At 61.2% G+C, this 18,994-nt stretch carries 14 protein-coding genes; 5 read left to right on the forward strand and 9 right to left on the reverse strand.

The features are described 5' to 3' along the window. Window positions 1–22 precede the first annotated feature (22 nt). The 8 genes from B5526_RS07120 to B5526_RS07155 form a co-directional block, all read right to left on the reverse strand. Window positions 23–1,273: a response regulator gene (locus B5526_RS07120; protein WP_079537575.1), complete on the reverse strand. Its 1,251-nt coding sequence runs from the start codon at window positions 1,271–1,273 to the stop codon at window positions 23–25. Then, the gene (locus B5526_RS07125; RefSeq protein WP_079537576.1) at window positions 1,270–1,659 is read right to left on the reverse strand and encodes a response regulator; all 390 of its coding nucleotides are present in this window, start codon (window positions 1,657–1,659) and stop codon (window positions 1,270–1,272) included. The genes B5526_RS07120 and B5526_RS07125 overlap by 4 nt, the downstream gene beginning before the upstream one ends. After that, window positions 1,656–4,808, reverse strand: a complete 3,153-nt coding sequence (locus B5526_RS07130) for a GAF domain-containing protein (RefSeq protein WP_079537577.1) — start codon at window positions 4,806–4,808, stop codon at window positions 1,656–1,658. Before B5526_RS07130 ends, B5526_RS07125 begins: the two co-directional genes overlap by 4 nt. Window positions 4,809–4,927: 119 nt before the next feature. Next, window positions 4,928–8,023 carry a MexW/MexI family multidrug efflux RND transporter permease subunit gene (locus B5526_RS07135; RefSeq protein WP_079537578.1) on the reverse strand — a complete coding sequence of 1,032 codons (3,096 nt, stop codon included), beginning with the start codon at window positions 8,021–8,023 and terminating at the stop codon, window positions 4,928–4,930. Between the two features lie 85 nt (window positions 8,024–8,108). Continuing rightward, window positions 8,109–9,302, reverse strand: coding sequence for an efflux RND transporter periplasmic adaptor subunit (locus B5526_RS07140; RefSeq protein WP_079537579.1), 1,194 nt, complete (start codon window positions 9,300–9,302; stop codon window positions 8,109–8,111). 1 nt (window position 9,303) lies between these two features. After that, window positions 9,304–10,005, reverse strand: coding sequence for a TetR/AcrR family transcriptional regulator (locus B5526_RS07145; protein ID WP_079537580.1), 702 nt, complete (start codon window positions 10,003–10,005; stop codon window positions 9,304–9,306). 110 nt (window positions 10,006–10,115) lie between these two features. Continuing rightward, a complete protein-coding gene (locus B5526_RS07150) occupies window positions 10,116–10,703 on the reverse strand; it encodes a thiamine pyrophosphate-dependent enzyme (RefSeq protein ID WP_079537581.1) in 588 nt (195 codons plus the stop codon). Beyond that, window positions 10,700–11,254, reverse strand: coding sequence for a thiamine pyrophosphate-binding protein (locus B5526_RS07155; protein WP_079537582.1), 555 nt, complete (start codon window positions 11,252–11,254; stop codon window positions 10,700–10,702). Before B5526_RS07155 ends, B5526_RS07150 begins: the two co-directional genes overlap by 4 nt. A gap of 124 nt (window positions 11,255–11,378) precedes the next feature. Here B5526_RS07155 and B5526_RS07160 point away from each other — a divergent pair, with 124 nt between their 5' ends. From B5526_RS07160 to B5526_RS07180, 5 genes are all read left to right on the forward strand, one after another. Beyond that, a complete protein-coding gene (locus B5526_RS07160) occupies window positions 11,379–12,599 on the forward strand; it encodes a cytochrome P450 (RefSeq protein ID WP_079537583.1) in 1,221 nt (406 codons plus the stop codon). Between the two features lie 193 nt (window positions 12,600–12,792). Next, on the forward strand, window positions 12,793–14,007 hold the full coding sequence (gene rocD, locus B5526_RS07165) for an ornithine--oxo-acid transaminase (protein ID WP_079537584.1): 1,215 nt from the start codon (window positions 12,793–12,795) through the stop codon (window positions 14,005–14,007). A 119-nt stretch (window positions 14,008–14,126) separates the two neighbouring features. Then, window positions 14,127–14,921, forward strand: coding sequence for a methyltransferase domain-containing protein (locus tag B5526_RS07170; RefSeq protein WP_079544761.1), 795 nt, complete (start codon window positions 14,127–14,129; stop codon window positions 14,919–14,921). Between the two features lie 176 nt (window positions 14,922–15,097). Further along, entirely contained in the window at window positions 15,098–16,834 is a 1,737-nt protein-coding gene (locus tag B5526_RS07175; RefSeq protein WP_079537585.1) for a tannase/feruloyl esterase family alpha/beta hydrolase, read from the forward strand. Between the two features lie 112 nt (window positions 16,835–16,946). After that, complete coding sequence (locus B5526_RS07180) at window positions 16,947–17,183, forward strand: ABC transporter substrate binding protein (protein WP_283807604.1); 237 nt, start codon at window positions 16,947–16,949, stop codon at window positions 17,181–17,183. 114 nt (window positions 17,184–17,297) lie between these two features. Here B5526_RS07180 and B5526_RS07185 read toward each other — a convergent pair whose 3' ends face one another. Then, on the reverse strand, window positions 17,298–18,257 hold the full coding sequence (locus B5526_RS07185) for a right-handed parallel beta-helix repeat-containing protein (RefSeq protein ID WP_154071180.1): 960 nt from the start codon (window positions 18,255–18,257) through the stop codon (window positions 17,298–17,300). Window positions 18,258–18,994: the final 737 nt, after the last annotated feature.

Consider the following 18,994-nt stretch of genomic DNA (forward strand, 5'->3'; position numbering starts at 1 on the left):
GTCCGTTCCCTCAGGGATCTTGCTATTCCAGCTGCATGCGGACGCCCTTGGCGCCGTTGAGCAACCGTCGCAAGTGGAAGCCAGCCAGCGCATCGTCGGCATGCGACCCGACCAGTGCGGCGAAGGCCGGCATCGCCGCGGCGTCGCCGGCCTCGAGTTTCGCGAACGCGTCGGAATATTGCCTGGTGGCCGGACCTTCGAACGTCGCGCTCGGCAGCGGCTCGTAGGCACGCAGCGGCTCGCTGCGCCCGCGCAGCACGAGATCGCCGACAGGCCTTCCCCTGAAATTCTGGGTCCCATCGGCAACCGCCGCGCTGACGCAAATGCGCGTACCCAAAAGCTTGTTGGCGGCCTCGAGCCGCGCCGCAATATTGATGGTGTCGCCATAGGCGGTGTAATCGAAAAAGCGGCTGCCGCCGAAATTCCCCACCATGGCTGGACCGGCGTGAACGCCGATGCGGGTTATCCCAAAATTCACGCCTTTTGACTTCCAGCGCCCGCGAAACTCCTGGGCCCAGGCATCGAGATCATGCGCGCACGCGATGGCGCGCGCCGCATAGTCCGGCTGATCGCCGGGGGCGTTGAAGAGAATCTGAATTCCGTCGCCGATGACTTTCGCAACCGTGCCTTCATGTGCAAAGACGACGTCGGTCATGCCGCCGACATATTCGTTGAGCAGCGGGCCAAACACATCCGGCGCCGCGGTTTCCACCAGCGATGTGAAACTGGTGATGTCGGTGAAGATGACCGCGACATCGCGCCAATGCACCACCATGCCGTCGGCCTCGCCGTCGCAGGCGAGCCTCGAGGCGATCTGCGGCGAAAAATACCGCGACAGCGAGGCGTGCGCGCGCTCGGCCTCGAGCTGGCGGCGGCGCGCCTCGCGCATCATCTCGACATGACGGATGGTCTTGTCGATGGTCATTTCGAGATCGCCGAAGTCGATCGGTTTGGTCAGGAAATCGAACGCCCCCCTGTTCATCGCGGTGCGGATATTGCTCATGTCGCCATAGGCGGAAACGATGATGGTCGATTTCTTGTCCTCGGCCTCCTGCAATTTCTGCAGCAACGACAACCCGTCCATCCTGGGCATGTTGATGTCAGACACCACCATGTCGACATTCGGGTATTGCTCGATCGACGCCAGCGCCTCGATGCCGTCATGGGCGAACATGAAGCTCACCGCGCCATCGCGGATCTGCCTGCGGAATTTCTGCAGGACCAGAGCCTCCAGGTCTGGTTCGTCGTCGACGAAGAGAATGGTCGCGGTCATGCGGCTTGCTCGAGCCTCGTATCGATCTCATGGCGCAGCAGCGCAAAGTCGATCGGTTTTGTCAAAAGGCCGATAGCGCCCCTTTCGATCGCCTTCCGACGCGTCTCCGCATCGCCATAGGCGGTGATCATGATGACGGGAACGTCGGGCCGCTCGGCGCGCACCTTCGGGAGCATCTCCAGTCCGCTCATGCCGGGCATGTTGATGTCGGACAGGATCAGGATCAGCGAGGGATCGGCGACGTCGGCGGCGCGAGCCAATGCTGCAGGGGCCGATGGCGCAAACTCCATCGCAAAACGCCCCGAGCGCAAATCGCGCCGGAATTGTTGTCGGAACAGGGCTTCAACATCGGGCTCGTCATCGACGACGAGGATGTAAACGCTCAATTTTTGCCTCCAGACTGCATTTCGGCCGCCGCTGTCCGCGGCAGCGTAATAATGAATTCGGTAAATACGCCAGGCTTGGTATCGACGTCGATCTTGCCGCCATGTTGTTTCACCACGATGTCGTGGCTCATCGACAGGCCAAGCCCGGTGCCCTCGCCCGCAGGCTTGGTGGTGAAGAAGGGATTGAACATTTTCTCCTTTACTTCCGAGGGGATACCGGTGCCGTTGTCGCGGATCCGGATCTCGACCGCATTGCCGAGGCTTTTGGTGGTCGCGCTCAGCGTCGGCTCAAAGCCTTCTTCGCCCCTCTCCTTGCGCTTGGTGGCGGCATAAAACCCGTTCGAAATGAGATTGAGGAAGACCCGCGTGATTTCCTGCGGATAAAGGTCGATCATGCCGGCCGCGGGATCGAGGTCGCGCTTGAGCGTGATATTGAAGCCGGATCGTTCCGCGCGCGCGCCGTGATAGGCGAGGTTGAGGCTTTCCTCGACGATCGCGTTGATATCGGCGGGGCGATGTTCGCCCGACCCTTCGCGCGAATGCAGCAGCATGTTCTTCACGATCGAATCGGCGCGCTTGCCGTGCTGCACCACCTTGTCGAGATTGCCTTTCAGCATATGGGTGAGCTCGTCGATCTCCTCCCGCGTCTTCTTGTCGAGCGCGGCTGACGTCAGCACCTCGTTCAACTCGTCGATCAATTCCCCCGACACCGCCGAGAAATTATTGACGAAATTGAGCGGGTTCTTGATTTCATGCGCGATTCCGGCGGTGAGCTGGCCGAGGGAAGCAAGTTTTTCGGTCTGCACCAGGCGGTCCTGCGCGGTGCGAAGGTCTTCGAGCGAGAGCGAAAGCTCCTTGGTGCGCTCCTGTACCTGTTCGAACAAACGCACGTTCTCGATGGCAATGACAGCCTGGTCGGCAAAGGTCTGCACGAGATCAATCTGGCGCTGGCTGAACGGTCCGGGCCCCGGCCTTCCGAGCAACAGCACGCCTTCGACCGCGCCGTCGCGCATCAGCGGCACCGCGAGCACTGCCCTGTAGGCGCCGATCGTTGGAGCATTGCCGAAATTATATTCGGGGTCGCGTTGCACGTCCGCGACGTGGACAGGCTTGCCGTCCATAAAGACCCGGCCGGTGATCGTCTCACGACCAGGCCTGATCGGGTGGGTTTCCATGAAATCGACAAAGGCCGGCGTGCAGCCCGATTCGGCCCGCAGCCGCATCACCTCGCCGTCGCGGAGGGTAATGATGCCAAGCGATGCGCCGCATAGCGACTTTGCGGATTCGGTCAGGGTCGTCAGCACCGATTTCAGGTCGAAGGCCGAGCGGCTGATGACTTTGAGCACATCGGCGGTCGCGGTCTGCTGTTGCAGCGATTCGCTCAGATCGTCGGTGCGCTGGCGCAGTTCCTTCAACAGCCGGGTGTTCTCGATGGCGATGACGGCTTGCTTGGTGAAATTCTCGACCAGCGCGATCTGCTTGTCGGTGAACGGCCGGACCTCCTGCCGATAGATCGCGATGGTGCCAATCAGTTCGTCTTCCTTCACCATCGGCACGATGACGATGGTACGAGCACTGGCGATATCGGCCATTCCGACAACGACGCGGTCACCGGCCAAGTAAGCCGGACTGCTACGCAGATCATGAATTTGTACAACCTGATGGGTCCTGACGACGGCGGCTTGACCGCTTTCCGGATGAGGCCGGATCGATGTGCGCTCCCGCGAAGCCGCGAACGCAGGCGGCAGGTTGTAATTCGCGACGACATTGAGACGGTCCCCATCCCACAGATTCATCGTACCGAAATTCGCCCCACAGACACGCGTGGCGTTCTCCAGCATTTTCTGGAACACCGGCTCAAGTTCGCCCGGAGATGAACTGATGACCTGCAACACCTCCGAGGTCGCGGTCTGCTGTTCCAGCGACTCGCTCAATTCAGCGGTTCGCGATTCGACCTTCTTCTCCAAATCCGCATAGGATTCCTGCAGCCGCGCGCCCATGTCGTTGAACTGGTCGGCGAGGCCTTCGAGCTCGTCGCCGGTCCGAATCGAGATGCGCTGGGCGAAATCGCCGCCGCCGATGCGCGCGGCACCCGCGCGCAGCGCCTGGATCGGTCCGACCATGCGCCGGGCCAAAAATATCCCCGCCAGCACCGCGAAGATCGACGCGCCCGCGAGCACAATGGCGAGGCGCTGCAGCGCCAGATACAGCGATGCGTAGGCTTCCTCCACCGGCAGTTCGACGAACATGGTCCAGCCCAGCGGCGCGATCGGCGCCGACGCCGTCAGCACTTCCTGCCCCTGGATGTTCTTCGCGCCCTGCAACGATTCGAGGTCGGCGCCAGGATTTCCGGCTTGGGCTGCCTGCACCTGCAACAGCTTCGACATGTCGGTGTTGCGCAGCACCAGGCTGATGTCGGGATGCGCGATCAGGCGGCCTCCCGCGCCGACGACATAGGCGTGGCCGCGTTCACCGACCTTGATCTGCGAGACCACGTCCCAGATCAGCTTCAGATTGACCTCGGCGATGCTGACGCCGGCGTCCTTGCGGGTGCCGGCCAGCGACAGCGTCATATAGGGCTCGGACTCCCGGCGGAAATACACCGGCCCGTAATAGACCTTGTGGGCGACGGCTTCGGTGAATTTTGGGTCCCGGGAGAGATCGAGCCCTGAATCGACCACGTCCATGGCGAGGCGCGAAACCCTCAGGCGCTCCTTGCCGGTCGAATCGACCTGCGCCAGCTCCGTGATCGCCGGCACCTGCCGCAACAGCCGCAGGGCGTCGAACCGGCGCTGCTCGATCGAGCCCGCAGACCACGGCAGTTGGGTGGTCCAGCCGAGCTGGCTTTCGATCTCCTTGATGAACTGGCCGATCTTGGCTGCCGCAGCCTCCGCCTGCTCGTGCTGAATCCTGATCAGCGCCGCCTTGTGCTCGCGATAATAGAAGAAAACCTCAAAAATCCCGTTGGATAGCAGCGCCACGCCGACCACGGCGACGAACAAAGCGACGTATTTGATGAACAGCCGGCTGCGGATCTTCGTCGCCTGCGGCCTCGCCTCCGGCGCCGCTTCCGCCACAGGCGAAGCGGCCAGCGTGCGGCCTTCTAACGTTCGACCTTGGGGCGTGTCCGGGTGGAGGGAAATGCTCATCCCACCCAATTTAGCAAGAACGCGGGGGCTTGTCTCTTCCCGCAGTGCGGTAGGATTACGCGACCAATGCGACAGCGGCGATCAACGCCGCTGCCGCTTTAGGTACATTGGTTAATAGCTCAGGTCGGCTTCAGCGCCTTGGTTCCGAGATCGAACTCCGCGATTTCCTTGGCCCGCTCGGATTCCGCCGCTGCGCGGTGATCGGTAGCTATCGACACATAGACCGCCGGCAGCACGAACAGCGTAAACAAAGTCCCGATCGACATGCCCGCAACCACGACAAGTCCGATCGAGAACCGGCTCGCCGCGCCCGCGCCGGTCGCGGTCAACAGCGGCAGCAGGCCGGTGACCATCGCCGCGGTCGTCATCAGGATCGGGCGCAACCGGACGCGCGCCGCCATCTCGATCGCGGAGCGCCGATCGAGGCCTTCGTTGAGCTGCAGCTCGTTGGCGAACTCGACCATCAGGATGCCGTGCTTGCTGATCAAGCCGACCAGCGTGAGCAATCCGACCTGAGTATAGATGTTCATCGTGGCGGCGCCGAAGAACAGCGGAATCAAGGCGCCGACGATCGCCATGGGAACGCTGATCATGATGACGAGCGGATCGCGCAGGCTCTCGAACTGCGCCGCCAGCACCAGGAAGATGATGATCAAGGCAAACGCAAAGGTGATCGCGAGCTGGTTGCCTTCCTGCACATATTGCCGGGAATCGGCGAGGTAATCGTGGCTGAACCCGGCCGGCAGGTTCTTGGCCTGGCTCTCGAGGAAGTCGACCGCCGTTCCCACCGTCACGCCGGGCATCGGCACCGCCTGGAAGGTCGCCGAATTCAACTGGTTGTAGTGGGTCAGCGCGTTCGGATCGGTCCCCGTCTCAATCGAGACGACGGTCGACAGTGGCATCTGCTCGCCGCTCGACGTCGGCACATAATATCCGCCGAGCGCCTCGGGCGACAGCCGCTTGTCGCGCGGCACCTGCGGAATGACCTGATACGATCGGCCCTCGAGGTTGAACCGGTTCACGTAGTTTCCACCGAGCAGCGTCGCCAGCGAAGCCCCGATATTCTGCATGGTGATGCCGAGGTCGCTCGCCTTCGAGCGGTCGATCTTGACCCGCACCACCGGCTGGTTGAAGTCGAGATCGCTGTCGGAGACGATGAACAACCCGCTCTTGCGCGCGGCGTCCTTCAGCTTCACCATTTGCTCGAAGACCGACTGGAATCCGTTGGTCGAGGAGATCACCATCTGCACCGGCAATCCGCCGGGACCGCCGGGCAGCGGCGGCAGGTTGAAGGCAAAGGCATTGACGCCTTCGATCTTGCTGATCTGCGCCTGCACCAGCGGCTTGAGCGCGATCGAGGAGCGCTTTCGCTCATCCCATGGCTTAAGCAGCATGCCGGCGATGCCGTTTTGCGGACCGTTGATGCCGTTCAGGACGAAACGAAGGTCCGTCTCGGGGAAGCCGGCGAATGTCTTGTCCAGCTTCTCGCCGTAATAGTCGATGTAATCGATGTTGGCGTATTTCGGCGCCTTGGTCACGGAGAACACGATGCCCTGATCTTCCTCGGGCGCGAGCTCTTTCGAGGTGTGCATGTAAAGGAAACCGACCAGCCCGAGGATGGTCAGCGCGAACAACCCCGTGATCGGGCGGTAATCAAGCGAGCGATCGAGCTGCCGGCCGTACCAGCGCGTCATCGCTCCAAAAACCTTGTTGACGATCCGCGCAAACCTTCCTTCCTCGGCGCTCTTGAGGAACACCGAGCACATCATCGGCGACAGCGTCAGCGCGATCACGCCCGACACGATCACGGAGCCCGCCAGCGTGAAGGCGAATTCGCGAAACAGCGAACCGGTGAGGCCGCCGAGGAAGCCGATCGGCGCATACACCGCGGCGAGCGTGATGGTCATGGAGATGACCGGGCCGACGATCTCGCGCGCGCCCTGCATCGCCGCCTGCACCGGAGGTTTTCCTTCCTCCAGATGCCGGTGGATGTTCTCCACGACCACGATGGCATCGTCGACGACGAGACCGATCGCCAGCACCATTGCGAGTAGCGTCAGCAGGTTGAAACTAAACCCCGCCATCAGCATCAGGGTGCAGACGCCGATCAGCGACAGTGGAATGGTCACCACCGGGATGATCACCGAACGGAACGAGGCGAGGAACAGGAAGATCACCACCACCACGATGATGATCGCTTCGCCGAGCGTCTTCTCGACCTCGTCGATCGACGATTGAATGAACTTGGTCGAATCGTAGGCCACCTTCATCTTCATCGACGGCGGCAGATTGCGTTCCATTTCCGGAAACAGCGCGCGGACACCCTTGACCAGCGTCAGCGGGTTGCCCTGCGGGGTTGCCTGCACGCCGATGAAGATTGCGTGCTCGCCGTTGAAGGCGACGCTGGCGTCGGTACTCTGCGCCGCAAGTTCGACGGTTGCGATGTCCTCCATCCGCACGAAGCCACCGTCCTTGGATTTGACGATCATGCGCTTGAACTGCTCGACGTTCTGCAGATCGGAATTGGCGGTGACGTTGGAGACGATGAAAAAGCCCTTGGCCTGGCCCGCGGCGGCCTGGAAGTTGTTGGCGACGATCGCGGCGTTAACATCGCTCGGCGAAACGTTGCGGCCGGCCATTCGGACGGGATCGAGCCACAGCCGCATCGCGAAGGTCTGGCCGCCCAGAATATCGGCAGAAGCAACGCCATCGACGGTCGAGAGCACCGGCTGAACCACCCGCGTCAGATAGTCCGATATCGCCGATCCCGACAGCACTTCAGAGGAGAAGCCGAGATACATCACGGCGGTGGTCTGACCGGTGGTCTTGGTCACGACGGGGTCGTTGGATTCCTTGGGAATCAGGTATTTGACCGAATTCACCTTGGCGAGCACTTCGGTCAGCGCCTGGTTCGGATCGAAATTCAGCTTGATGTAGACCTGGATGGTGCTGGTGCCGAGCACCGAGGACGAGGTCATGTAGTCGACGCCTTCGGCGGAGGCGACGGCCTGCTCGATCGGCGTCGTGATAAAACCCTGAATCAGGTCGGCCGACGCACCGGGATAGGAGGTGGTGACGTTGACCACCGTATTCGACAGTTTCGGATATTGCCGGATCCCCAGACTGGTCGCGGCCCGCAGACCGATCAGGAGAATCAATAGACTGACGACCACCGCCAACACGGGTCGCTTGATGAAAATGTCGGTCCAGACCATCGTGATGCGCTCCGATCGTTAGATCATGATCCGATCAGATTGAATCGGAGATGATCTAACCCTTTTTGTTTAGTAACGCGTTTGTTTAGTAACGCGGTGGATTAGCCGGAATCGGCGGCGGCTCATCGGTTGAGATCGCCACTGCCGCTCCCGATTGCAGCTTGAGTTGGCCCACGGCGACCACGCGATCGCCGGGCTTCAATCCACTGACGATTTCGGTACGCCCGTTGACCCGGTTTCCGGTCCGCACGAAGGTGCGAACCGCGGTCAGGCTGGTCTTGCCGTCATCCTCTTTCTTCTCGGTGATCAGGAACACCGAATCTCCGTAGAGCGTGTAGTCGACGGCCGTTTCGGGAATAGTGACGACGGCTGGCTTGTCCGGCAGCACGATCGTCGCCGTCGTGAACATGCCCGGCTTCAAGATGTGATCGGGATTGTCGAGGGTGGCCTGAACGCGGATGTTGCGCGTATCGGTGGAGATCTGGGGTTCGATCGCGGTGATTTTGCCCTCGAATCTGCGGCCGGGATAGGCGTCAACCGTGATGCGCACCGTCTGTCCGACACTGAGCTGTGCAGACTGTTTTTCCGTCACCGTAAAATTGGCGTACAGCGTCGACAAATCGGTCAACGTCACGATCTGGGTGCCCGCGGTGAGATATTGGCCGACCTCGACGTGACGGACACCGAGCTCGCCGTCGAACGGCGCGCGCACCAGCTTCTGCGAAATGATCGCCTGGGTCTTGGCGATGCCGGCGATGGCCTGGTCGTAGGTCGCCTGCGCGGCATCGGCCGTCGCCTGCGGACCGAACTGGCGCGCCGCCAGTTGCTTGGCGCGATCGAGCGCCAGCTGCGCGCCGGTCGCCTGCGCCTTGAAGCTCGCGAGGTCGCCCTGCTCGGGGCCGTCGAATAATTGCACCAGCGGACTTCCGGCCTTCACGGTAGAACCCGCGGTAAACATGATGTCGGTGATGCGGCCTGAGAGATCGGAGGTGACATTGACCTGATGCACGGCGGCGAGGTCGCCGACCGCCATCAGCAGGTTCGGAACAACCTCCGATTTGGCCTCGGCAATCGCGACCGACGACGGCGGCGGCTTATTATTCGCGAAGAACTGCGCGATCATATGGCTGCGGAACGCATTGAAGCCGACCAGACCGCCGACCAACAGCGCGAGCAACAGGCCGACGATGATGAACCAGCGCACCATCCGGACCGGACGCGCGCGCGGCTTATCGGTAATCGCCCTGCCGGAGATATTGGCTTCGGTCACAATGTTCATGTCAGGCACTTTCTGCAGTTGCCGGCTGCCCCCAGACCGGCGACAGTTCCCGGTCCAGATGGGAGGCAATCACGGTTTCGTTAAGGCCAATTCCGCGGAGAATGAATTCGCACACTTGCCGTTCGAGCTTGGCCGGGGCGCCATAGGTCAGACATGGCACCGACGGCAGCCGCGCCAGCGCGGTCATCAAAACGGTATGATGCGCAAACCAGAACAGGTTCATCGGGTCGCGTCCGAGCGGCGCAGCGTCCCCCGCCGCCACCGCGCGCTCGAGCGAGGCGGTGAACATCTGTCCAATCAGATGGCCGATCTTGTCGTAAATCAGCCGCGCGAACTCCCCATCGTCGAGGTGGCTCGTCATCATCAGCCTGAGACGCTGGGCCTCTTCCTGATCAGGTGCCTCCGACAATTCGGTGAAATGGCGGACCATCCCGCGAATCAGCGTGACAAGCGTCTCGGTCGATGGCTCCAGCCCCAATAGTCGATGCAGCGCGGGATCGGCCTCGCACTCTTCGGAGAGGATTTCCGCATACAGCGCCGATTTCGACGGGAAGTGCTTGAACAGCAATCCTTCCGAGATCGAGGCCGCCGCCGCGACGCTCTTGGTCGTGGTCCCCGCAAAGCCATGGCGCGCAAAGCACCGCTTGGCGGCGCTCAGGATCAATTGCCGCCTTAAATCGCTGGTCATGCGCAGGGTGCTCATGCTCGTGAGTAAGCACTCACCTTTACAAAAAGTCAAGGTTTTTGCTGCAGCGCACCAGGTTCCTAGAGTTTCTAAAGACCAGAGGTTCTAAAGAACAGGCCTAGACGGGGCTAGATCGGCCCAAAGCCGAGCGCGCCGCGGATACGGGTAACCGTGTACTGGCCGTCGCGGCTGGAGAGCACGCGCTCCAGATTGGCGCTGTCGATCTTGATACTGGCAAAGCGCGGCCCGGTGAGGTCCTGCATGGACAGCGCATAGGCCTCGATCTCAGCCATGGTCGAAATCGCGCGGGCGTCCGCGATCCCGCAGGATCGGGCGACGCCGACGAGGTCGACGGTCGCGGCGGTGTGGCTCGCCTGCCCGCCGGTCTCGCCATAGACCTCATTGTCCAGCACCACGATGGTTAAGTTTTTGGGCTTTTGCAGGCCGACGGTCGCAAGGCTCCCGATCCCCATCAGCATCTCGCCATCGCCGGTGATCACCACTACCGGTAGCTCGGGCTGCGCCAGCGCGACGCCGAGCCCGATCATGACCGCGCCCCCCATGGCGCCCCACAGGTAAAAGTTGCGGTCGTGGTCGCCGGCGGCCGCAATGTCGTAGGTCGAGGCGCCGAGCCCGCCGACCACGATGGCCTCCTTGCGCTCCGCCAACAGGCTTGCGACGACGCTGCGCCGGTCGAGAAGATTTGCCTTGCTCATTTGGTAAAAACCTTTGCCCCGATCAGGCGCTGCGACAACAGCACGGCGGTCGGCGTGCAGGCATTGTAGGCCTGGCCGGCGGCGGCCTCGACCACCTCGCGCACTTCGCTCGCGTGGGAAGCCCGCAACACTTTTATCCCCGACAATTCGAAAACGCCTGATGTGCTCGAACCCATTGGCACCTGCCAGGGATTGAATTCGCCCCACTCGCCGCGCATCGTCACCAAAGTGAGGAACGGAAAGCGGAAAATCTGGGTCAGCGACAGCATGTTCACACAATTGCCGACGCCACTCGACTGCATCAGCAGCACGCCGCGCTGGCCGCCGGCCCAGGCGCCGGCGAGTAGCGCCACGCCCTCTTCTTCCGTCGTCAGCGGCACCGCGCGCATCGCGGGCGCCCCCAGCACGCGGTCGATCAATTGCGAATGCCCGGCATCCGGCACGTAAGGCACCTGGCGGACATCGAAGCGCTGCAATATCGCAAAGATCTCCTCCGGCCAGGAAGAGGCAGTTTCGGCCATTTCCGCTGCGGCTTCGGTTCGGGCGTGCATTTTCATTTCCAGTCGGCTAGGCGAGACTGTATTCGGGTGCAAGACTCTAGCAAGACTTTAGACGGCGCCGCATTTTACGAAAGAGCGAAAACGGCATATCCCTCTCCCCAAAGAGTATGGCAGCATGACTGCGAACGCACGAGAGCTGGCGAAGAGTTTCGACCTCGAGAGACTGACGGGCGAATTTTACGCCGACCCCTACCCGATCTATCGTGCACTGCGGGAGCACGAGCCGGTCAAGCTGATGCCCAACGGCGCCTACTTCCTGACGCGCTATGACGATCTGGTCTCTGCCTACAAGAACACGAAGATTTTCTCATCCGACAAGAAACGGGAGTTCTTGCCGAAATACGGCACATCGCTCCTCTACGAACATCACACCACGAGCCTCGTCTTCAACGACCCGCCGGCGCACACCCGCGTGCGGCGCTTGATCATGGGCGCGCTGTCGCCGCGCGCCATCGCCGAGATGGAGCCCTATCTGATCGCGCTGGTCGACCGCCTGCTCGATGGCATCGCCGCGAAGGGCGAGTTTGAGCTGATCGGCGATTTCGCTTCCGCGATCCCCGTCGAGGTGATCGGCAATCTGCTCGATGTGCCGCACGACGAGCGCGAGCCCTTGCGCGACTGGTCGCTGGCTATACTTGGCGCGCTTGAACCGGTCATCAGCGCCGAGGTGTTTGCGCGCGGCAACAAGGCCGTGGAAGATTTCCTCCTTTATCTCGAAGTCCTGGTCGAACGGCGTCGCGCAAAACCCGGCAACCCCGAACGCGACGTGCTGACGCGTCTGCTTCAGGGCGAGGATAATGGCGAGCGGTTGACGGCGAAGGAACTGCTGCACAATTGCATCTTTCTCCTGAACGCCGGCCACGAGACCACCACCAATCTGATCGGCAACGGGCTGGTGGCGTTGTCGCAAAACCCCGCGCAGAAAAACCGGCTGATCGAACATCCCGATCTGATCAAGACCGCGGTCGAGGAAATCCTGCGGTTTGAAAGTTCGAACCAGCTCGGCAACCGCATGACGACGGCGCAAGTCGAGCTCGGCGGCGTCACGCTTGCCACCGGCACGCCGGTGACGCTGTGCATTGGGGCTGCGAACCGCGATCCCGCCCAATTCCCTGACCCGGAAACGCTCGACATCGGCCGCACGCCGAACCGGCATCTGGCGTTCGCCACCGGCGCGCATCAATGCGCCGGCATGGCGCTGGCGCGGCTCGAAGGCGCCATCGCGATTTCGCGATTTCTGGCGCGGTTTCCGAATTACGCGCTGAACGGAGAGCCGGTGCGCGGCGGCCGCGTCCGCTTCCGCGGATTTTTGAGCGTGCCGTGTATTACTGCGTAGGATGGGTTGAGCGAAAGCGAAACCCATCAATTGCTTCCGAAGGAGTGATGGGTATCGCTTCGCTCAACCCATCCTACGATCGCCGCTGGACGCCCGCGGCATCTCGCTCATCGACCAGGCGCCGTTTCGACGGTATATTCATGGATCGTCCATTTCGGCAGGCGGCCGCTGGCGAAACGCGGGTGACAAAAAGATGTCTCCACCGTTCCAGGAATTCATCGCGAGGGAAGCGCGGTTTGGCGCCAACAACTATGCGCCGCTCGGCGTCGTGCTGTCGCGCGGCAAAGGGGTCTTTGTCTGGGATACGCAGGGCAACCGTTATCTCGATTGCCTGTCCGCCTATTCGGCCGTCAACCAGGGCCACTGCCATCCGAAGATTTTTGCCGCCATGGTGGAACAGGCGGGCCGGCTGACGCTGACCTCGCGCGCCTTCCACAACGATCAGCTCGCGCCGTTCTACGAGGAGATCGCGGCGCTGACCGGCTCGCACAAGGTGCTGCCGATGAACAGCGGCGCCGAGGCTGTGGAGAGCGCGATCAAGTCGGTGCGCAAATGGGGCTACGAGGTGAAGGGCGTGCCGGATGGGCAAGCCGAGATCATCGTCTGCGCCGATAATTTCCACGGCCGCACCCTTGCCGTCGTCGGCTTCTCTACCGATCCGGCATCACGCGAGCATTTCGGGCCGTTCGCGCCAGGTTTTACAATTATCCCGTTCGGCGACGCGCAAGCGCTGGAGGCGGCGATCACGCCGAACACCGTCGCCTTCCTGGTCGAGCCGATCCAGGGAGAGGCCGGCGTCATCATTCCACCCGCAGGTTATTTTGCGAGGGTGCGTGAGCTCTGCACCGCGCATGACGTGATGCTGATCCTCGACGAAATCCAGACCGGGCTCGGCCGCACCGGCAAACTGCTCGCCGAGCAGCATGACGGCATCGAGGCCGACGTCACGCTGCTCGGCAAGGCGCTATCCGGCGGCTTCTATCCGGTATCGGCGGTGCTTTCCAACAACGCGGTGCTCGGCACCTTAAAACCCGGCCAGCACGGCTCGACCTTCGGCGGCAATCCGCTCGCCTGCGCGGTGGCGCGGGCGGCGCTGCGGGTGCTGGTCGAGGAAGGGATGATCGAGAACGCGCACCTGCAAGGCGCGCGCTTCCTCGATGGCTTGAGGGGCATCCGCGCCAACACCATCCGCGAGGTGCGCGGCCGCGGCTTGATGCTGGCGGTCGAACTGAACCCGGAAGCCGGCCCCGCGCGCCGCTACTGCGAGGCGTTGCAAACGCGCGGCATTCTCGCCAAAGACACCCACGACCACACGATCCGCATCGCCCCGCCGCTGGTGATATCAAGCGATCAGGTCGACTGGGCGCTGGAACAGTTCGGCGCCACGTTGAGGCAGGATTTGTCGTGAGGGCGTGATCTCGTAGCTTGAAGCGTGGGAGCGCGACGCTCCTGAGCGTGACCTGCCAACCTTGCTTTATCCCGATCTTCCAGTTCAATTTCCCCCTGCACCTTGACGTGGAGGCAAAGATGAGCGGGCTTGAATTCACCAGAGAGGCCGCGAAACGACTTGAAAGAACCTACCTCACCAGCGACGTGGTCGCGCAACGTTCGGAGACGATCCGGCAGCTCGATTTGTCCAGCGGTGAGCGCGTTCTGGATATCGGGTGTGGTCCGGGTTATCTGTGCGAAAGCGTGGGCGAGATCGTCGGACCTCGGGGTGCTGTCGTCGGCATCGATATTTCGACCGACCTGATAGCCCTCTGCAATCAACGAAAAGCTTCAGCATGGCTTTCATATGCCATCGGCGACGCGACCAAAGTAAATCAAGCAGATGCGTCATTCGACGTCGTCGTATGTACGCAAGTTGCAGAATACGTTCCTGATGTCGACCGCCTTCTTTCGGAGGCATTTCGCGTCCTGAAGCCCGGCGGCCGAACGCTCTTCATGGCAACGGATTGGGACGCCGTTGTTTGGCATTCCGAAAATCCTGATCGCATGGCCCTGGTCATGAAATCGTGGGAAGCGCACTGTGCTCATCCGCATCTCCCGAGATCCATGCAATCCAGATTGGTCAATGCAGGATTTCGATTCGACGGCGCAGCCGTTTTTCCGATCCTCAATCTCAAATGTGATGATGATAGCTACAGTAACGGGCTGGCACGGGGTGTTCGCGAATTCGTTGGGCGCAAGAAAGACGTCTCTGCTGATGATCTGGACGAGTGGCATGGCGAATTCCAGCGCCTGAGCCAAGCAGGGCGATACTTCTTCAGCACCAACCGGTACATCTTCAAAGCGTCAAAACCCGATGCGCAAAGCCGTTGAAATGTTTGCTATCGGCATGGCGTCGTTTCGCTGCACTGCGGAATTTGGTCGCTCCCGGATCATGACGGATATGGGCGGACTTCCCTAACGCGATCATCCCTGAGTTGCATCAAAGCTGTCATATCGATCTTGTATCCTGTCGGCCCTACAAAACTACAAAAATCAGGGAGGACAGAATGATGCGTCATCGACCTTATCTCGTCGGCGCGGCTATCGGCCTGTTTGGCTGTGTCGCGATCGCCAGCTCGCCCGCGAAGGCGACGCCGTGCAGCAATCTCCAATCCTTGCAGCTCGACGACACCACGATCACCTCGGCGACCGACAACACGTCAGGGGTCTTCGTCGTCCCCGGCTCCAACCCGCCGAACACGATCGCCGGTCTTCCGGCCTTCTGCCGGGTCACCGCGACCCTGATCCCCACCGCGGATTCCAGCATCAAGATCGAGATCTGGCTGCCCGAGTCGACGTGGAACGGCAGGTTCCTCGGCACCGGCGGCGGCGGCTTCCAGGGGGTGATAACCTACGGCGAGCTCGCCAGCGGAATCCAGCATGGCTTTGCCGCGACCAACAGCGATCTCGGCACCGGGGTCTCGGGATGCAGCCCGCTCTACTGCGGTTCAGATGGCAACATGGGCAATCCGCTGGCGATTGCGTTCGGCGATCCGGCGGCGCCGTCGACCGGTTTGTTCGGGCATCCCGAGCGGATCAAGGATTTCGGCTACCGGGCGATCCATTTGATGACCGTGCGGGGCAAGGAGATCGCCAACGCGTTCTACCGGCAGAGCGCGCATAAGTCCTATTTCGCCGGATGCTCCACCGGCGGCCAGAACGCACTTATGGAGGCGCAGCGCTACCCCGACGACTACGACGGCATCCTGGCGGGCGCGGCCGCGTTCAACCGCACGCACCTGCATATGGCAGGTCTCGCGTCTTGGCAGAACACCCACGCGAGCCCGGGCCGGTTCATCCAGCCCGGCCAGATGACGCTGATCAACCAGGCCGTGCTCGCGCAGTGCGTCGGCCGCGACGGCGGCGCCAGCACCGACCCGTTCCTGACCGATCCGCGGGATTGTCATTTCGATCCCAAGGCGCTCTTGTGCACTGGCGGTAAGGTGCCTCCCGCGTGCCTGACGGCCGACCAGGTCACCACGATCCAGAACTACTACGCCGGCACGATCGACCCGGTGAACGGGCAGGTCATCAATCCGGGCTCCGAACGCGGCAACGAGACTGACGACGTGCGCGCGCTCGGCTTGGCGTTCGGGGAGCGGCTTCCCGAGCCCGCGTTCGACGGCCTGTTCTACTGGGTGTTCGGCCCGGGCTTCGGCCATCCGGCGAGCGCGGTCAATTTCGCGAATTTCGACTTCCACCACGACGTCGACACGGTCGATGACCAGCTAGCCGCGGTGCTGAACGCGGACAGCACCGATCTCGGCGAGTTCAGGGAGCATGGCGGCAAGCTCCTGATGTATCACGGCTGGGCCGACCCGCTCATCCCGTCGCAGAGCAGCATCAACTACTTCAACGCGCTGGTTGCAAACGGCGGCCATGGGTTCGAGAAGGCAAGCTTCGACGAGGATGGCAGCCCTGCGCTGCGGCGGACCCAGAGCTACGCCCGGCTGTTCATGGCGCCCGGGTTGTACCACTGCTCCGGCGGGCCCGGCCCCAACACGTTCGATGCGCTCACGCCACTCGTCACCTGGGTCGAGACCGGTGTGGCGCCGGAGACGATCGTCGCGACCAAGTTCGTCAACGATACGCCGCCCTCGGTCCAGATGACTCGCCCGCTCTGCGTCTTCCCCAAGGTCGCGAAGTACTCAGGAAGCGGCAGCACCAGCATCGCGGCGAATTTTACCTGCGTCGCTGACGAGCCCGACTTCAACCAGACGCCGGCCCCCAAATTCGGGCCGTAAGAAGTGCGACGCCGGCGAGCCGCGTGCTCGCCGGCGCCTTGCTTTTGCAGCGGCGACGCCGGTCCGCACGTAGCAGCGAGATGGTCATCGCCATTCAACAAACCGGGCACCATTGCAGTGCATGAGTCCGAAACTGGGATGCTTGGCGTCGTACAGCGGCTCCGCCGCCGAGCTCGGTCTCCAAATCGCAGCCTATGTGGACAAGATCCTCAAAGGACACAAACCCGCTGATCTTCCGGTGCAGCAGCCGACCAAATTCGAAATAACGATCAATCTCAGGACCGCCAAGGCGCTGGGTCTCACGATATCGCCCGCGCTACTCGCGCGAGCAGACGACGTGATCAAATAGGAGCTCCGATGACGGCTCTTGGCACTTTCGAGACATGCCGACCGGCTCTCTCAACGACCGCGGCATGATGGGCGATGGCCTGCGGGCTGTTGTCGACCCACGATCAGGCTCACATCACTGCATCGTCCCGCTGAAGCCGGAAACGGCGTTGAGCGGCGTACCGTCCCTTCCATTGCCGCCAATCTGATTGTTCTTGAACGATTCCACCACGCCGCCGGACACAGAGCTTACGCCAACGTCATTTCCGGAAATCGTCGAGTCGCCAATGGAAATGTTTGAGTTCGCGCCCAACGACTGAAGCGCGTTGCCGACATTGTTCGTGAGCGAGGAATGGTCAATTACGAAATTGATCGACGTTCCAGCCTGCGACAGAATCCCGTTGCTCAAGCTGGATCGGATTGCACTGTCCTTCATGACCATCTCAATTGCGCCGTTGGCGCTGCTTAGGAGTATCGCTGTCGCGTTGTACCTAAATTTTACGTTGTCGAGAACGATACGGGCACTACCGCCTGCCGAGGGCATAACTTGCAGTCCGCCCCCGCCCGATGGAGCGGTTCCATTGTTTTCAATGAGGCTGCTCGTGATCGAAAGCTGGGAGTCGGGCGTCGAAGGCTGAAATCTGATTGCAACCCCGGAGTAGAGGTGAATGAGGCAGTTTTCGAGCACCAATTCGGCACCGTTCTGAAAATCGATGCCGGGGCTAAAGGACCCGGTCCCGTTGATCGTCAGATTGCGAATTTTTACCACGATGCCTAGAGCGTTTATTACGATAGAGAGCGGGAAGTGGGCGTGCGGTAAATTTCCGCAGTCGATCGTGATCGATTTCGTAATTGTCAACGAGGGAAAAACGGCGAACGAAGCACCTCCATCAAGGCACGAAATCTCACCTCCGGGAGCCGTGGCATCATGGGCACTTTGAAAGGTTGGGCAAGGAGCGGCCAAAGTACAATTCACATTGGCGGTGCCCGTGGCGGAGATATAGCTTTTGTAGGTTTTCGCCTGAGCCAGGCTCCCGGGCAATCCCGAGATGACAACAGCAGCGAGACCGGCAAGCAAAGGTACGAGCTTTCGCATGACCTATACCTCCGTGCAAAATGTTGACTTGCAAGAAGTCCAGGGTAGTCAAAGTTAGCCTGGATTACTCGTTCCCGATATACCCAAACGACAGCGCAGAAGCCGCAGCGGCAATGTCTGTTTACGGGCATATAGCGTCATTTCGCGGCGCTGCGGAATTTGGTCGCTATCGCTAGGGCATAGCTCAACAAGCAAGCATGACGCCTTCCCACACCATGATTTACAGCCCTGGGCGTCGCTACTTCTATTTTACGTTTCGACCGTCAAGTTCTTGATTTTCGTCCTGGACCACCCCGCTTGACGCACTCAACAACTCTATTGTCGTAGAAGTTGATCTCGGCGTGACTCGTCATGTTGCAGGGGCCGAAGTCGGTGTTGGGAACAATCCAAATCCGACAATTAGGCCCCTTTATTTCGGCACGGACGGCGGCACGGCATTGAACTTCCAGCGGCTCCGCCAGCGCTGTCCTATTCGAAGCCGAGAAAGCAATTGTACAAATTGCCGAACCCAAGACAAATCTCATGATCGACGGCGATTTCATGTTCGTTGCCTCCATATTATTTTTTATGGAATGCAGACAATCATGCATCCAAGTGTTGATGGTCCGCAAGCCAGCCGTTGCACGGCGGCGACGACATTCCACGCCACATCATCGTCACACGCGCTGACGGACTTCATCGCCATCGGCTTCATGCCCCATCGCGGCAAAGTCAAAGACACACTCTGCGCCTAGCTG

Source organism: Bradyrhizobium lablabi (assembly GCF_900141755.1).
Classification (GTDB): domain Bacteria; phylum Pseudomonadota; class Alphaproteobacteria; order Rhizobiales; family Xanthobacteraceae; genus Bradyrhizobium; species Bradyrhizobium lablabi_A.

What these genes read in the sequence shown, in the direction of transcription:
- B5526_RS07120 (WP_079537575.1), bottom strand. Translation starts at nt 1,273, where the DNA reads ATGACCGCGACCATTCTCTTCGTCGACGACGAACCAGACCTGGAGGCT.
- B5526_RS07130 (WP_079537577.1), bottom strand. Translation starts at nt 4,808, where the DNA reads ATGAGCATTTCCCTCCACCCGGACACGCCCCAAGGTCGAACGTTAGAA.
- B5526_RS07135 (WP_079537578.1), bottom strand. Translation starts at nt 8,023, where the DNA reads ATGGTCTGGACCGACATTTTCATCAAGCGACCCGTGTTGGCGGTGGTC.
- B5526_RS07140 (WP_079537579.1), bottom strand. Translation starts at nt 9,302, where the DNA reads ATGAACATTGTGACCGAAGCCAATATCTCCGGCAGGGCGATTACCGAT.
- B5526_RS07145 (WP_079537580.1), bottom strand. Translation starts at nt 10,005, where the DNA reads ATGAGCACCCTGCGCATGACCAGCGATTTAAGGCGGCAATTGATCCTG.
- B5526_RS07150 (WP_079537581.1), bottom strand. Translation starts at nt 10,703, where the DNA reads ATGAGCAAGGCAAATCTTCTCGACCGGCGCAGCGTCGTCGCAAGCCTG.
- B5526_RS07155 (WP_079537582.1), bottom strand. Translation starts at nt 11,254, where the DNA reads ATGCACGCCCGAACCGAAGCCGCAGCGGAAATGGCCGAAACTGCCTCT.
- B5526_RS07160 (WP_079537583.1), top strand. Translation starts at nt 11,379, where the DNA reads ATGACTGCGAACGCACGAGAGCTGGCGAAGAGTTTCGACCTCGAGAGA.
- rocD (WP_079537584.1), top strand. Translation starts at nt 12,793, where the DNA reads ATGTCTCCACCGTTCCAGGAATTCATCGCGAGGGAAGCGCGGTTTGGC.
- B5526_RS07170 (WP_079544761.1), top strand. Translation starts at nt 14,127, where the DNA reads ATGAGCGGGCTTGAATTCACCAGAGAGGCCGCGAAACGACTTGAAAGA.
- B5526_RS07175 (WP_079537585.1), top strand. Translation starts at nt 15,098, where the DNA reads ATGATGCGTCATCGACCTTATCTCGTCGGCGCGGCTATCGGCCTGTTT.
- B5526_RS07185 (WP_154071180.1), bottom strand. Translation starts at nt 18,257, where the DNA reads ATGCGAAAGCTCGTACCTTTGCTTGCCGGTCTCGCTGCTGTTGTCATC.